Annotated in this window: 12 protein-coding genes; 2 read left to right on the plus strand and 10 right to left on the minus strand. The window is 39.3% G+C overall.

The features are described 5' to 3' along the window. Window positions 1-178: 178 nt before the first annotated feature. Window positions 179-2629 carry a transglycosylase domain-containing protein gene (locus tag SG0102_RS09530; RefSeq protein ID WP_125119710.1) on the plus strand — a complete coding sequence of 817 codons (2451 nt, stop codon included), beginning with the start codon at window positions 179-181 and terminating at the stop codon, window positions 2627-2629. 43 nt (window positions 2630-2672) lie between these two features. Here SG0102_RS09530 and SG0102_RS09535 read toward each other — a convergent pair whose 3' ends face one another. The 10 genes from SG0102_RS09535 to SG0102_RS09580 all read right to left on the minus strand — a co-directional run bounded on the left by SG0102_RS09535 (window position 2673) and on the right by SG0102_RS09580 (window position 12853). Then, window positions 2673-3311, minus strand: coding sequence for a YczE/YyaS/YitT family protein (locus SG0102_RS09535; protein WP_125119711.1), 639 nt, complete (start codon window positions 3309-3311; stop codon window positions 2673-2675). Window positions 3312-3355: 44 nt separating this feature from the next. Then, entirely contained in the window at window positions 3356-3799 is a 444-nt protein-coding gene (locus SG0102_RS09540) for an HAD domain-containing protein (RefSeq protein WP_125119712.1), read from the minus strand. Between the two features lies 1 nt (window position 3800). Next, complete coding sequence (locus tag SG0102_RS09545; RefSeq protein ID WP_125119713.1) at window positions 3801-5426, minus strand: sensor domain-containing diguanylate cyclase; 1626 nt, start codon at window positions 5424-5426, stop codon at window positions 3801-3803. 213 nt (window positions 5427-5639) lie between these two features. Beyond that, a complete protein-coding gene (locus tag SG0102_RS09550) occupies window positions 5640-6638 on the minus strand; it encodes an SPFH domain-containing protein (protein ID WP_125119714.1) in 999 nt (332 codons plus the stop codon). A 135-nt stretch (window positions 6639-6773) separates the two neighbouring features. Next, on the minus strand, window positions 6774-8396 hold the full coding sequence (locus tag SG0102_RS09555; protein WP_125119715.1) for a peptide ABC transporter substrate-binding protein: 1623 nt from the start codon (window positions 8394-8396) through the stop codon (window positions 6774-6776). Further along, the gene (locus tag SG0102_RS09560) at window positions 8397-9371 is read right to left on the minus strand and encodes a glutathione S-transferase family protein (protein ID WP_125119716.1); all 975 of its coding nucleotides are present in this window, start codon (window positions 9369-9371) and stop codon (window positions 8397-8399) included. A gap of 1 nt (window position 9372) precedes the next feature. Beyond that, window positions 9373-10365: a glutathione S-transferase C-terminal domain-containing protein gene (locus SG0102_RS09565; protein WP_125119717.1), complete on the minus strand. Its 993-nt coding sequence runs from the start codon at window positions 10363-10365 to the stop codon at window positions 9373-9375. 2 nt (window positions 10366-10367) lie between these two features. After that, complete coding sequence (locus SG0102_RS09570; RefSeq protein WP_125119718.1) at window positions 10368-10802, minus strand: GNAT family N-acetyltransferase; 435 nt, start codon at window positions 10800-10802, stop codon at window positions 10368-10370. Window positions 10803-10930: 128 nt separating this feature from the next. Then, a complete protein-coding gene (locus SG0102_RS09575) occupies window positions 10931-11956 on the minus strand; it encodes an NAD(P)H-dependent amine dehydrogenase family protein (RefSeq protein WP_125119719.1) in 1026 nt (341 codons plus the stop codon). 48 nt (window positions 11957-12004) lie between these two features. After that, entirely contained in the window at window positions 12005-12853 is an 849-nt protein-coding gene (locus SG0102_RS09580) for a MerR family transcriptional regulator (protein WP_125119720.1), read from the minus strand. A gap of 240 nt (window positions 12854-13093) precedes the next feature. On the opposite strand from SG0102_RS09580, the gene SG0102_RS09585 reads away from it, so the two are divergent. Then, on the plus strand, window positions 13094-14479 hold the full coding sequence (locus tag SG0102_RS09585) for an IS4 family transposase (protein ID WP_125118177.1): 1386 nt from the start codon (window positions 13094-13096) through the stop codon (window positions 14477-14479). The last annotated feature ends 62 nt before the right edge of the window (window positions 14480-14541 follow it).

Consider the following 14541-nt stretch of genomic DNA (forward strand, 5'->3'; position numbering starts at 1 on the left):
GCATAATGAAGCGGTAAAGAAAATCAAAACGCATTTCACACAATTCTAAAAAAGTGTGTGAATAAAGCCTCTTTAAGCGGAGAAAACATGGGGAAAGAGGTGATTTTTGTTTTCATTTGAGGTTATTTATTGTAATATGGATATGATCAAATGAATTTACAAAGGATTGAGGTAAGTTATGAGAAGAAAAACACATAGAAAACAATATGTACATCGAAAAAGACCCCCAAAGCGTAAGGGCAAGCTGCCGATGAGCCGCATTCAAAACGGTCATCTGCGACGCTTATCATATGTCGCTTTTGTGGTGGTCATTGTCATTGTGCTCTTCTTTGCGGCAGCGAATGCCGTAACGTTAAAGATCGATGGCAAATTTTTACCTTCCTACGCTTCTGAAGCAGCGGAAATTGCGGCGAAAAGCAAGGAGTCAGATTTCGTTTTGAGTAATCCTTCAAAGATTTATGACTCTACTGGCAAGCTGCTCTATTCTTTCAAAGGTGATACTGGCGGCTCTTATGCCGACTATGACGAAATTCCTAAGGATGTCGTCAATGCCTTTATCGCCATCGAAGATAAGACCTTCTGGAAAAATAATGGCTTCTCATTACGCGGGACACTGCGTGCCCTTGTCTCCGTTATTAAAAACGGTTCAATGACACAGGGCGGATCAACGATCACCCAGCAGTTAGTACGTACCATCTACTTGACAAGAGAAAAGAGCATCGGGCGAAAGATTAAGGAAATCTTTTTAGCAAGGGACATCACGAAGAAATACAGCAAGAAGAAAATTATGGAATACTATGTCAATTCCTGCTGTTTCTCCAACAATATTTATGGGATTACGGATGCGGCGAGCGTTTACTTTAATAAGAAGCCCAATCAGTTAACGCTAGGTCAGGCGACTTATTTAACAGCCATTCCTAACCGTCCCGCTTTATACAACCCTTATAAAAACTCACAAGGAATCATCAATCGTCGTAACCGTATTTTAAGTGCGATGTTAGATGACAAGCTCATTACCAAAGCGCAGTACACGCAAGCTACAAACGAAAAGATTACAATCGCCAAGAGAAAAACAGCTGAAATCTCTGATTATGCGACAACATATGCGATCCATTCCACAATTCTTTATTTAATGAAGAAAGATGGCTTTAAGTTCCAGTATAAACGGGCTTCCACAAATGCCTATAACGCTTATAAGAAAAAATATAATAGTGAATATGCAGCAATGAAAGAAACCCTTTATACAAAAGGCTATACCATTAAAACAACTTTAAATTCTGCGCGTCAGAAACAGTTACAGATCTTAATGAACGGACAGTTAGCCCGTTACTCAACACGTATTTCTAATGGTTCGTTCAAGCTGCAAGGCGCTTTAACCGTCATTGACAACAAAACCCATAAAGTGGTTGGCATCATCGGCGGTCGTCAGGACAGTAATACTTCATCGTATTCATTAAACCGTGCTTATCAGTCACCACGTCAGCCAGGTTCGGCCATTAAACCATTAGTTGTCTATACCCCTGCTTTAGAACAAGGGAAAACAGCTTATTCTACATTAAGAAATATTGATGTGCAAACAGCTTATGATCGTAAAAAATCTGGTTACAGCATCCAAAATATGGGCGGCTCTTCGATGAGCTTAGCGCAGGCTGTCTTCAAATCTGTCAATGGCTGTGCGATCTATCTTTATGATCAGGTTACACCAACGGTCGGTTTAAATAAACTCGTAAAAATGAGATTTAATACCGTGATGCCAAGTGATTATGGCTTAGCTTCTGCTTTAGGTGGTTTCACCACTGGGGCCACAACCTATGAAATGGCCAATGCTTATTCAACTTTAGCTAACTATGGTTCTTACACGCAGGCTGACTGTTTAACATCTATTAAAGATAAAGATGAAAAAGAAATCTACAAAGCACCAGCAAGTGAACGTGTTTATAGTGAATCGGCATCACAGAAGATGACTGGTATCTTACGTGGTGTCATTACGAAAGGGACAGCAAGTTCCATGAACTGGTCAGCTTACTCTTCTACTGACGCAGCTGGTAAAACCGGAACCACAAATAGTAATAAAGATGCTTGGTTCTGTGGTTATACCCCTTACTATTCTATTTCCGTATGGTGTGGTAATGATGACCCTGAAGATACATCCCTCTACGGCGGCATGGCCCCTGTACAAATCTGGCGTTCGATCCAGTCTTATATGTTAAGAGGAAAGGAAACGGCACACTTCGAAAACGCCAGCATCCCTTCAGGATATTCTTCATCTTACTCAAGTTCGTCTTATTATCGTCGTCGTAAAACGCAGAATTCCAACAATTCGACAACCACTGGTAATACAAACAACGCTGAAAACAACGCGAATACTAATGGTAATACAAATACAGATCAAAACACGTCACAAAACAGTTCAAATACCAATAGTCAGTCTTCAGCGGGCAATTCATCAACAGCTAACAGTTCAAACAATACGCAATCGACAAACAATAGCGCTACGACAAATAAACAGACACAAAGCAGTGCAGCTTCCGGCACGACAAATAAGTCGACAACCTCTAAGTCATCGACTTCATCAAGTGCTTCACAAGCGGCCTCAAGCAATGCAAACGCTGCCGGCAATGCGCAATAGAGAAAGGTTCACGCCTTTCTCTTTTCTATTTAAAAAGGGCTTTTTAGCCCTTTTTTGATCGCAAGACAATGACGGCTAGCTGACGTCCTAAAAAGTGATCGAGCACACTGATCGTTGTCCCCGTTAACATCGCTGCCAGGATTGTTCCAAGACCTAAGCCATAAATATGCCCAGCTAAAGATAATGATAAAACCAGAGTGATCGTAATCATGATACAATCGGTGATCAGTTTGACCTTGCCAAAAGGTTTCCCGGTTACTTTCGCAAAGGCATTGACATAGCCATCGCCGGGATTCACGATGAGTTCCATATTGACCATCAGAAAGGCCCCTAAAGCGGTGCAGAAGATGGCAAGCAGTAAAATGAAAAACGCGACGATAAAAGAAGGATGAGAAATTGGTAGCAACGCATTGTAAAAATCGATTAATAAACCAAAGAGATAGGAAAAGGGAATCTGTAAGAGGACACTTAAAGTGATCTTACGATAAACAAGTAATTGAATGATTACCAAAACGATATAAGCGATGCTCGTACACCTGCCAAACGATAAGCTGCTCATCTGTGAGCAAGCAAAAGGCACGGAAATAATAGGTGAAACCCCTAAGCCTGTTTTCGAGTTGAGGACTAAGCCTAAACCAAGGATGAAAATACCTAAGATATAAATACAAATTCTTTTAAACACACAAACGCCTCCCTTCCCTATTATAAGAGAAGAAAGGCGTGATTTCATGAGATTTTCAAAATTTCTAAAGCTTTAGCCACATCATGACTCGTCAAGCCGTACTTAAAGTCGGTGTTCACGAAATGATGATCTAACCGCATGGTATAGAAGTCTTCAAAAGGATAATCATCTAAAATGACATAATTTGTAATCCCATGTTCTAAGATATACTTTTTAATTGTCGCACCGCGATAAATTGTTTTTTCATGGGTGACATCAATAATTTTCATCTGATAGTGATGTAATTTGACTTTCAGATATTCAAACATCAACGGATCATTCTGCCAGGTACTTGATAAGATAATTGTAGCCTGGCTCTTTTTCACTAAGCGATATAACTGTAAGAGATTATGGGTATCCACGCCAATAAAGCCCGTTGCTTCCACGACTTCCTGCGTTGTCGCATTATTGAGGACACCATCACAATCTAAAAAGATTACATTGTCCATACTATTTCCTTTCTGCATGCAGGGCTTTCTTGCATGCATACATTTTTGCATCCGCTCTTTGGAAAACATCTTTATAATGATTGTCAACCCCTGGGATATAGTGCGATGCCCCCATAGAAAACGCCACTTGCAGCCAAGGACTTTCTAAAGAAAAATCACGATCTACTAAATAAGGATCTAACTGTGTAAGCAATTCATGCATGTGGGCTAAATCATCATTTTCTAAGATGACGACGAATTCATCCCCGCCAACGCGGTAAACCGGTGAATGTTTAAATATATCACAAATGACTTTTGACATCAGTTTAATAGCTAAGGAACCTTTTTCATGACCATACTCATCATTGATCTGTTTGAGCCTGTTCATATCACACATCACAATCGCGAAATTCGCAAAATGTAAATCAATCGCATCATTAAGGGTTTCGATCTTCCGCTTATAGGCATTATAGTTTTTCACTTTTGTAAGCTCATCCTGGTAAGCCTGATTAGAGACATAGCTGACATTTTTAAAGACGGATTCCGTGGCTCTATTCAGAGCTTTCGTTAACTGGGCGATTTCGTCATCCCCCTTAACATCTAACTGCGTATGGTAATCTCCTTCACAAATACTTTGAGCAGCCTGCGTCAAACGATGCAGCGGCCGCGTGATCCGGTAAGCATATATGAAACCGATGATGATAAAAAGCAGCCATAAACTGCCGGCGATGAATGCGGTGTCTAAAAGTGCCTGATCTCTTTTCGCAAAGATTTCCTTTTGCGGCACTAACATCACGACCCGCAAACCATTTTTAAGCGTCGTATAAGCCATAACACTCTTTTTCGCATGGAACTGACAATCAATCACATCATTTTTAGTGGACGTCTTCTTTAGTTTTTGCAGATCAATGCCTTTAATTTCCGTTACTGAACTGATTGTGACAGATTCTGATAAGGTATTGAACTGATGATCCGTGAGCAATGCCTTGCCGCTTTGATAAACAGAGGTATGATTAAAGTAATGGGCTAAGGTTTCAAAACTCAAATCAATACCAATAATAGCGCAAAATTCACCCTCAATATAAACTGGCATCCCATAACTAATCAAATTCATTGTCGCATTGGCATTATAGTAAGGTTTCACCCAGGTACCTTTTTTTGCCTTTAATGGAGCATAATACCAGGCATTCCATTTGGTTTGATTAGCTTTATAATCCGTCGCACTGGTAATCGCTTTAGGGATGTAACGATCGTGACTTTTGACATACCAGAATCCTTCTTTCCCGTGGACGAGATCTTCATTATAGTGTACATAATAACCAGCCACAACAGGTATTTGACTGATATTTTCTGCCATCATCTTTTTTAATAATGATAATTCCCATTGACGTTTGTCCGCATTGTGGCAATCATTTTTTGTCATGGTACTCTTAAGCACGCTGGCGCTGCCATTGACAAAGTCTTCACAACGCACAAGCAGCTGATCGACTTCATTTTTCTTCAAACGACATTTTGCGTTAAGCGTTTCTTTGGCACTGCTGGTTTCCATTTTTTCAATATTACGAAAATTCATAAGCGTTAATGGTAAGGCCATGGTTACCATCGCACTTAAGATGAGTAAGATGATTTTACTTTTTATTGAATGCATATAAAAGCCCCTATTTCTAGTTTTATGTTAACGCTTTCTATGCATAATTGAAATAGTTTCTTGAATATTTGATATAAAAGACTTTAATTTTATATGTGACCTTAATTATTGACGCATTTTTATCTTATTACGGAGATCTTTCCGAATACTGTTCTTAAATTGTTTCATATTATTTTCATTTTGGTCACATAAAAGGAGAATCCTTAGATTCTCCTACTTGGTTTGCTGGTCATAGCGATGGGTTTTTGGATCATGCTCAGTCCGTAAGTGCGCATAAGGATCCGGCTCTGGTGATTCGACATCGACATTGACATTGAGTGGATCACCTTTGATCAATTCGCTTGCACTGGTAATGGTACTCGCTAAGGATGCCATATTACTTGGGATAATAATCTTCGTAGCCTGGCCATTAGCTAAGTCTTTCAGATACTTGAAGCCTTCTAACTGAACATATGCCGGGGATGGATTCGCATTATTGATTTCCTGAATCCCTTTTGCCTGCGCTTCATACATCAGTTTAATCGCTTCCGCCTGTCCTTGCGCTTTCGCAATGGCTGCTTCTTTTTCCGCTTCGGCGCGTAAGACTAAGGAAGCTTTTTCCCCTTCAGCCTTAAGGATTTCCGCCTGTTTACGCCCTTCGGATTCCGTTACTAAGGCACGTCTTTCACGCTCTGCACGCATCTGACGTTCCATCGCATTTTGAATATCCTTTGGCGGAATAATATTCTTGACTTCTACGCGGCTGACTTTAATGCCCCAGGCATCAGTCGCCTCATCTAAGATCACACGCATTTTAGAGTTGATTTCATCTCTTGAAGTCAAGGATTCATCCAATTCTAAATCCCCAATCAGGTTACGCAGGGTTGTCGCAGTTAATGTCTCTAAAGCGACTTCTGGGTTAACAACCCCATAAGTATAAAGATGCGAATCAAAAATGTGATAGTAAATAACCGAGTCAATTTGAATCGTAACGTTATCTTTCGTAATAACTGGCTGTGGTTCATAGTCTCCCGTCTTCTCACGGGTATCCACTTTTCGACGGACACTGTCAATAAATGGAATCAGAATATTGATCCCCGCTTTAAGCGTGCGAGAATACTTTCCTAACCTTTCCACCACGTACTCTTTTTCCTGCGGCACAATTTTAATGGTGGATGCCAGGAGTAAAAGCACAATGATGACCAAAACAACTTTCAAAATGATTGAAAACATAGTCAATCCCTCCTTCTGTCTATAAATATAATTGATTTGATATCATTATGCAAAACATTTAGACATATTTTATAATTTATCTAAATAATACGGAGAATTCTCCAATTTAAAAGGCAGCATTTGGCTGCCTGGAATCTATTTTAAATAAGCGTAGTTGAAGATTGTCCCAACCATTGGTTTTGTATAAATACCGCCAAACTTAGGATTGATCATCTGAGCTCCGCCCTGGTTAAAGACAGGAATAACAGCTAAATCATTCATGGCCACTTTTTCAGCGCTGACTAACGCTTTCCAGCGTTTATTGACATTGCGACTGTTATAGGCTTTATTCATTTTTGCATCATAAGCTTTCGATGCATAATGACCATAGTTATCACCATTGCTTGAGACAAGTAAATTCAAATAGGTTGTTGGATCGGCATAATCAGGGCCCCAACGGGTACATGAGAGATCAAAATCACCATTTTTCTGACGATTGTTGACACGATCCTGTTTCGTTGTGGCAACGACTTCAACTTTTAAGCCTTTCAGTTTGCTTAAACTATTTTGGACATATGTCGCAAACTGATTCATGAGTGTTTCATCGGTTCCATAGAGTACTCTTAAAGTGATGACTTTCTTTCCTAACTGTTTGAGCCCTTTATTGAGCGCCTTCTGAGCTTTTGCCTGATTGTAGGTGAATACTTTATAATCACCGGCATCCTTACGGAAATCGACTTTCTTTGGTGACGTTGCGACGCCGCTAGGGACAAAGCCCGTCGCCGCTGTCGAACCGTCTTTGAAAATGGACTTCGCAAAGTCATCACGATTAATAGCATAAGAGACAGCTTGACGAATATTCTTATTGGCTAAGGCTTTATTCTTTAAATTCGGTAATAAGTAATATTCAAAGCCGGTATTATAAGAACTGAAGCCTTTCTTATTCTTATATTTGTCTAAGACAGAAGAAGTTGGGAAGAACATATCAACTTTTCCGTTTTCATAGCCCGCTGCCGCTGCTTGCGCAGTTTGCGCTAAATTAATCGTTAAATGATCAATTTTAATATTTTTCGCATTGTAATAAGTATTATTCTTTTCAAATTCAGCTTTCGATCCTTTGACCCATGAGACTAACTTAAATGGACCATTTGACAAATAAGCTTTAGGATTTTGGCCATAGTTTTTGCCTTGCTTTAGGGCAAAAGCACGATTAATAGGTCTAAAGCACGTAAAGGTCATTAACTGTTTAAAGTAAGGGACTGGTTTGGTTAACTTAATGACAACGGTCTTGTCATCTTTCGCGGTAATACCTAAGGTCTTCAAATCTTTGTCAGTCAGTTTCTTACTTAAGGCTTCCCCCATGAGTTTATCTGCATTGACAATATTAGCGCCAGCAGAACCAAACATATAAATATAAGGGCCGCTTACTTTAAAGATACGCTGAAACCCATAAACAAAGTCATCGGCTTTAATCACTGTGCCATTGGACCACTTGGCATCACGTAAATGGAAGGTATAAGTTTTTCCATCTTTACTGGTCTCAACGCTTTCTGCTAAGCCATTGATGGTTTCACCATTTTTGCCATGACTCATCAGCCCTTCCGTGGCCGCTTTGATCACCTGGATGGAGCCGCCATCAGCGATGCTGGCGCTATCGAAAGAAGAAATATCTTCTCCCATCGCCATTGTAAAATCCGTTTGACTCTTGTTAGTGTTGCCGCAGGCGGTTAAACTGCCTGCTAATGCTAAACTTAATAAACTTAAAGATAATCGTTTCATTTACTTTCCTCCAAACTTTTCCGCGCGATCATTGGGCTCTTCCCATAAAGAAAGATCAGGTCCCTTTGGCAGAATGCCAAATTCATTGTGATGATAATATTTGATCGCATCAAAATGCGTTGTATTTTTAAATGCCGGAATACTATATAAGTCTTTGGCATAATTCCAAAGGTTAGGATAATCGATCAGCCGTCTTTGATTACATAAGAAAACGGGATAATAAGCGATATCAAAACGAGCTAAAGTAACATAGAGACGAATATCACTATCGGTTAAGCGATCACCAAAAAGATAACGCGAATGCGATAAGCGTTCTTCTAATTCATCTAAACGGGCAAATAAAGCATCAAAAGCTTCTTCATATGCTTCCTGACTTTCCGCAAAGCCTGCTTTATAAACACCATTATTGACATCATTGAAGATCACATCGTTGAGTGCTTTAATATCTTCACGTAAATCTTTGGGGAAAAGATCAGGAGCCCCCTTTTTATGGAATGGTTTCCAGGCTGTTTCCCAATAGTACGTTAAATTAAAGTAATCATTATTCACGACTTTTCGGGTCTTCACATCCACGATGCATGGCACTGTAGCTCGGCCGGTATAATTAGGATCCGTTTCCGCATAAATCTCTGGCAAGTAATGAATCTTTAAAACTGGATCCACCCCACCTGGATTGTTCGCAAAAGACCACCCTTTTTCACTGCGGTGAGGATGGGCTGTCCCGGTTGAGATGACATCATCGAGTCCTAAAAGGGCAAAGGCAATCTTTTGACGATGCGCCCAGGGACAAAGCGGTGTCCATAAAAGACGATAGCGGTGCGCTTCCACCGGCAGTTGCCCTTCCTGATCACCAAAAGGTGTGGTAAATCTATTTTTCTGACGGACAAACTGTCCCGTTTCATGATTAATTTCATGCACCGATTCACTCGTTGCAATATTCCCATTATGGGTCTGTTCAAAACTCTTTTCACGCATCTCACTTTTCCTCCTTGAATTTTCTTTCCGGTGTCTGACTTAAGGCTTTACGGTTTTGCGGTGTTGACCATAAGCCCTCAAAATCATAGGTTTTCCAGAATCTCGCATTAAAAGACTGGAAGATCGTGTTAGGCACCTTATCTTCTTCAGCGTAGTAATGGAAATACGTATTATGCTTGAAAGCCGGAATCTCATAGAGATCACGGGCATAAGCCCAAATGTTTGGATAATCGACAATACGATGCTTGATTGGTCCTAAGTTACGATAATAATGGGCATCAAAACGCGCTAAGGTAACGTAAAAGCGAATATCACTATCAGTGACATAATCACCAAAGAGGAAACGCTTTTGACTAAGACGCTCTTCTAAGACATCTAAGCCATTAAAGAAATCATTGTAGGCTTCTTCATAAGCTTCAACGCTTTGCGCAAAGAAACAGCGATATACCCCGTTATTGATATTATGGAAAAGCCATTCATTAAAAGTATCAATTTCATCTCTTAATTCTTCCGGATACAAATCAATTTTGTTTTTATGGAAGGCTTTGAAATCTTTTTCAAAATAATTGCTTAAATGATGATAATCATTATTAACTACTTTCTTAGTTTTAATATCCACTAATGCCGGCACTGTGCAGCGACCTTGATAATTGGGATCGGTATTGTAATAGAGTTCACTTAAATACTTGACTCCTAAAATAGGATCCTTGCCCCCTTCATCATAATCAAAGGCCCAGCCATACTTTGCAAAGTGATCGCCGCCATCGACTAAATTGACGCTCACGACATCTTCTAAACCTAAGAGCTCAATAGCGATGGATGAACGATTCGACCAGTTACATCCTTTCGCCCAAATCAGACGATAGCGTCCCGCTTCCACTGGTAACTCTCCTTCTTTATCTCCAAATGGCGTTGTAAATCTGTTTTTCTGTCTAACGAAGGCGCCATGAGCATCTACTTCATTTTCTGTCTCTACTGGTCTTTCTCTTACCATTTTTATTCCCCCAATTCTTTTTCCACATAAATGCAAACAAATAATCCCGCGTCAAGCGGCGCTTTGTCCATGCGCTTATAACCATTTTTTTCATAGAAACCAACAGCTTCATCACGAGAAGTGATGACAATATGATAATATCCTAATTCCTTCAGCCAGGCTTCCGCTTCTTGTAATAGCTTTGACCCTAAACCCTGATGCTGATAAGCGGGTAAAACGCTCACCCGCTCAATCTTTGCTTCATTTTCCAAATGGAGGCGACAGGTCGCGACGGGCAGCGTATCATCTAATAAAAGGATATAGCGGGTTTCTAGTCCATCTTGATCATCGAATTCCTGATCAAGGGTAATATCATAATGTCTGACCATCGTTTCGATGCGGACATCACCAACTCCGGCAAACCCCGCCGGATCCTGAAAAACTCTTCTTACACTCATTAACCCTCAATTCCTATCTGTTTGATAGGTTTATACTAATGCAATGTGAACAAGATGTCAATAAATGTAATAATCGTAAAAGCTATAGCCAGCCATCAAAAAAACCGGGGGGTTACCCGGTTACGTCATTATAAGTAATATTCCATTGGATAAGTGAGATAATCCATATCTTCTAATTCATCCATTGTAACAACACCTGCTGGTGCTAATAAGACACTAGGGATACGGTTAACGATGGTGGCACATGTATGTTCAACAGTTGCTGGTTTCACCACATGCCACTCTGTATCAGGTTCACCTGTGATCTTCCAGTCACACATATCGCCATCATCAGGACCATACACTTTCCCAATACACTGTGTTTCAATCACTGGTCCCTGATAGGTTTCACTCGTGACAACGGCAGCCATACCAATACAGTTTCCTTTAGGAATCGTCGCCTGCATCGTTTCAGAGTAGAGATCTTTGTCTTCAAAATATGGTACACATTTCTGGGTCTGTTTCTTGATCGTCCAGCCCATCTTCTGCGCTAAAGCTTCATTAGAGTTCCAGACATACGATGGTTCAATGGTTTCTGGATGAGCTATCTGAGCTTCAAATTCTTCTGGTGTTAAACCAACACCATGTGCTTTTGCTAAAGCTAAACCGTAATCTTCGACATTATAGGAAACGGCACCTTCAATTTTATCAATCTTATGGCAGGCACTTGCCACCATACCAACCATATTAACCCAGAAGACATCTTCCATCCCCGTTCCTAAAAACGTGCAGTTATGTTCTTTCGCAATGGTGTCTAACTTGTTGGTTAAAGCCGCACTGGTGGTCCAGGAATACGTCGTTTCCTCACATGTAGAAACAACATTAATACCTCTTGATAAGCATTTGACATAATGATCATAGCAGTCGCTTACTAAAGAGAATAAAGTAACAACAGCAATATCAGCTTTGCAGGTATCTAACACTTCATCTGCCTGATCACTGATCTTAACGCCTAGTTCAACATCTAAGCCGGCAAAGGTTCCTACATCCATGCCGACAACGGCTGGATTGACATCAATCGCGCCAACAATCTGGCATCCTGATTCATATAAATAACGTAAGATATATTTGGCCATCTTACCACAGCCATACTGTACAACTCTTATTTTTCTCATGTCATATCACCTCTTGCATATAGTCTAAACCCTCATCTAAGATGAGAGTCAAGCCTCTTTTGGAAAAGCAATAGGAACTTGTAAACGTAAGTACATATTACGTGATTCGTGGTTAAAAAATAACATTTCAATGAGCACTTCACAAAGATAATCACCAATGATTTCATAGTGATTATCCTGACAATACTGTAACAGTTTTTTCGCATAATCACGTTCATTATTGAAATCATCCATATAAATGCAGGCATACATGCCGGACTCTAATGTTTTCACATTTTGTTGATCGGGGAAGTTTTCATCGACAAAAATAAAACTCTGATAGGTCTCAAACTTCTGTTTCAAAAAGTTCTCCCGCGAGAGAAATGTTCCCACGTTACAGTAATACACCTGTGGCAGCTTGGACTGTAATAACTGATCTTTGAATTCTTTTAAGATCTCTTCATAGGTATCGGAATCATAATCATAGAAATTCTTAGAAACCGTTTTTTCATAATAATGGCGTTCATCAATAAACTCCGTCGTCAGTGTGCCAGCTATAGGAGATTTCCGATACCTTTCTAGGGAATAAATCGTTCGGCTCACGGCTGCCTTTTGCCTTTTGAGATCGGAAAGCTCCTGATCTATCGCTCTTCTTTTTTTGATCAGCACCGCTTCAATCAGATTTAAGTCTTCCTGATCTAAAACTTCTTTGATCTCTTTTAAACTCATCCCTAATTCTTTCATATAAGTAATCAGATCAAGACGGGCATTCTGTCTCATCGTATAATAGCGATAGTTAGTTTCTTGATCCACATAGCTAGGGGTCAGAAGCCCCCATTGATCATATAAACGCAAAGTATTGACACTGATATGATTGATTTTCGCAAATTTTCCAATATTCATATACTTATTTTCCATATTTCTCACCACTTCTATTATATCAAAAAAGTCTCATCCAAAATGAGAGTTTGTGAAAAAGCATTCAAAAAGCCATCATAATGACAATGTCATTCAGTTAAGCATTTTTTGAGCCAGTTCACTCAATTCTACTTGAGTGGCCTGGCTTTTTTATTTTTAAAATAATGCAAAAAAGACTTGACAAGCAAAATTCCGGAATAAATTCATAATCCGAAGGAAATTGTAGGAGGATTTTTACTTATGATTTCTAAACAAGATAAAGAACGAAATTTTGATTATGAAACGGAGGCTTGTGCTTTTAATACTACCCCCGAAGGGGTGAATTTGGCATTGGAAAAATCGATTAAGATGGTTACAGACAATATTGCATGTTATGTTATTGATCCTGTATCTGATATGACAAGAAGCCGTAAAGTTCCAGCTGATATGATTATTAGATTTCTCATTCACAAGGAAGGAAAATCCATCAGATCTGAGATTTGTGAGCAGATGCCTGAAGGTATGGAGTTTCAAGCTTCAGCTTTCTGCATGCAGAGATATAAAATAAAGCCTAATGCATTTAACAGAGTAATGACGCTTTTCAATCAGACTATCAAACCTAAGAACACATTTAATGGCTACTATATCATTGCCTGCGATGGCTCCGACTTGAACATTCCTTTTATGAAGGATCATCCTGAGTTAATCGTTAAAAGCAAAAAAGGAAGGGATTTTTGTCAGATCCACCTCAATGCTCTTTATGACTGCCTTAATGGAGTCTATTGGGACGCAGAAATGACAACACCTAACAAAAAAAGAGAACCTGGTGCTTTGATTACTATGACTGAAAGAAAGTATTACCCAGAAAAATCAATTATTGTATGTGATAGAGGATATGTTTCATACAAACTGATGGCTGATTTTATTGAGAAAGGACAAAAATTTGTGATTAGGTCTAAGGATATTAATATCCGTAGTTCAATCCTAAAAAGATTTGATTTGCCAGATGAGGAATTAGACCAGGAAGTCAGCGTTACACTGACAAGAAGCAATAAACGTTATAATAGCGATCGAAAAAAATATGCATTGGTCAATTCAAATATCGATTTCCCACAAATTGATACATGGAGTAATGATGATTACGTAATAAGCTACAGAGTTGTCCGCATAAAGCTTGATGATGAAAACTTTGTAACTCTTGTCACTAATTTAAGCAAGGAAGAAATACCGTTTGAGTATATGAAAGAGCTCTACCATTTAAGATGGTCTCAAGAACAATCATTTTTTAATTTGAAATATAGAATAGGTTTAAAATATTTCAATTCAAAGAAAGTTGATGGCATACTGCAAGAAGTATATTCGAAACTTATCATGTTTAACGTAACAAGTGTTATTACGAATAGTGTTGATATTCCTGATATGAAAGCTGAAGAGTATGAGAAAAACAAAAAAAGAGTTGCACACAAAACGAAGGCAAACTTTGCCGTCGCAATCACCAATGTACATCTCTTTCTTAAGGGAACTATTTCTGAAAAAGGACTCATAAATAGAATCAAGAAATTTGTAATCCCAATCAGACCTGGAAGATCATTCACTCGAAAAATAAGACCCCAGTCACTAGCTCCTCTGAACACTAGGGTATCATAATTTTTCAAAATCTCAAGAATAATTAGGAAATTAATAAATATAGGGATATTATGCCAAATTAC

The sequence above is a fragment of the Intestinibaculum porci genome, assembly GCF_003925875.1.
GTDB classification, from domain to species: domain Bacteria; phylum Bacillota_I; class Bacilli_A; order Erysipelotrichales; family Coprobacillaceae; genus Intestinibaculum; species Intestinibaculum porci.

Bases quoted from the DNA above. Each gene is read 5' to 3' on its own strand.
- SG0102_RS09530 (WP_125119710.1), top strand. From the start codon at position 179: ATGAGAAGAAAAACACATAGAAAACAATATGTACATCGAAAAAGACCC.
- SG0102_RS09540 (WP_125119712.1), bottom strand. From the start codon at position 3,799: ATGGACAATGTAATCTTTTTAGATTGTGATGGTGTCCTCAATAATGCG.
- SG0102_RS09545 (WP_125119713.1), bottom strand. From the start codon at position 5,426: ATGCATTCAATAAAAAGTAAAATCATCTTACTCATCTTAAGTGCGATG.
- SG0102_RS09550 (WP_125119714.1), bottom strand. From the start codon at position 6,638: ATGTTTTCAATCATTTTGAAAGTTGTTTTGGTCATCATTGTGCTTTTA.
- SG0102_RS09555 (WP_125119715.1), bottom strand. From the start codon at position 8,396: ATGAAACGATTATCTTTAAGTTTATTAAGTTTAGCATTAGCAGGCAGT.
- SG0102_RS09560 (WP_125119716.1), bottom strand. From the start codon at position 9,371: ATGCGTGAAAAGAGTTTTGAACAGACCCATAATGGGAATATTGCAACG.
- SG0102_RS09565 (WP_125119717.1), bottom strand. From the start codon at position 10,365: ATGGTAAGAGAAAGACCAGTAGAGACAGAAAATGAAGTAGATGCTCAT.
- SG0102_RS09570 (WP_125119718.1), bottom strand. From the start codon at position 10,802: ATGAGTGTAAGAAGAGTTTTTCAGGATCCGGCGGGGTTTGCCGGAGTT.
- SG0102_RS09575 (WP_125119719.1), bottom strand. From the start codon at position 11,956: ATGAGAAAAATAAGAGTTGTACAGTATGGCTGTGGTAAGATGGCCAAA.
- SG0102_RS09580 (WP_125119720.1), bottom strand. From the start codon at position 12,853: ATGGAAAATAAGTATATGAATATTGGAAAATTTGCGAAAATCAATCAT.
- SG0102_RS09585 (WP_125118177.1), top strand. From the start codon at position 13,094: ATGATTTCTAAACAAGATAAAGAACGAAATTTTGATTATGAAACGGAG.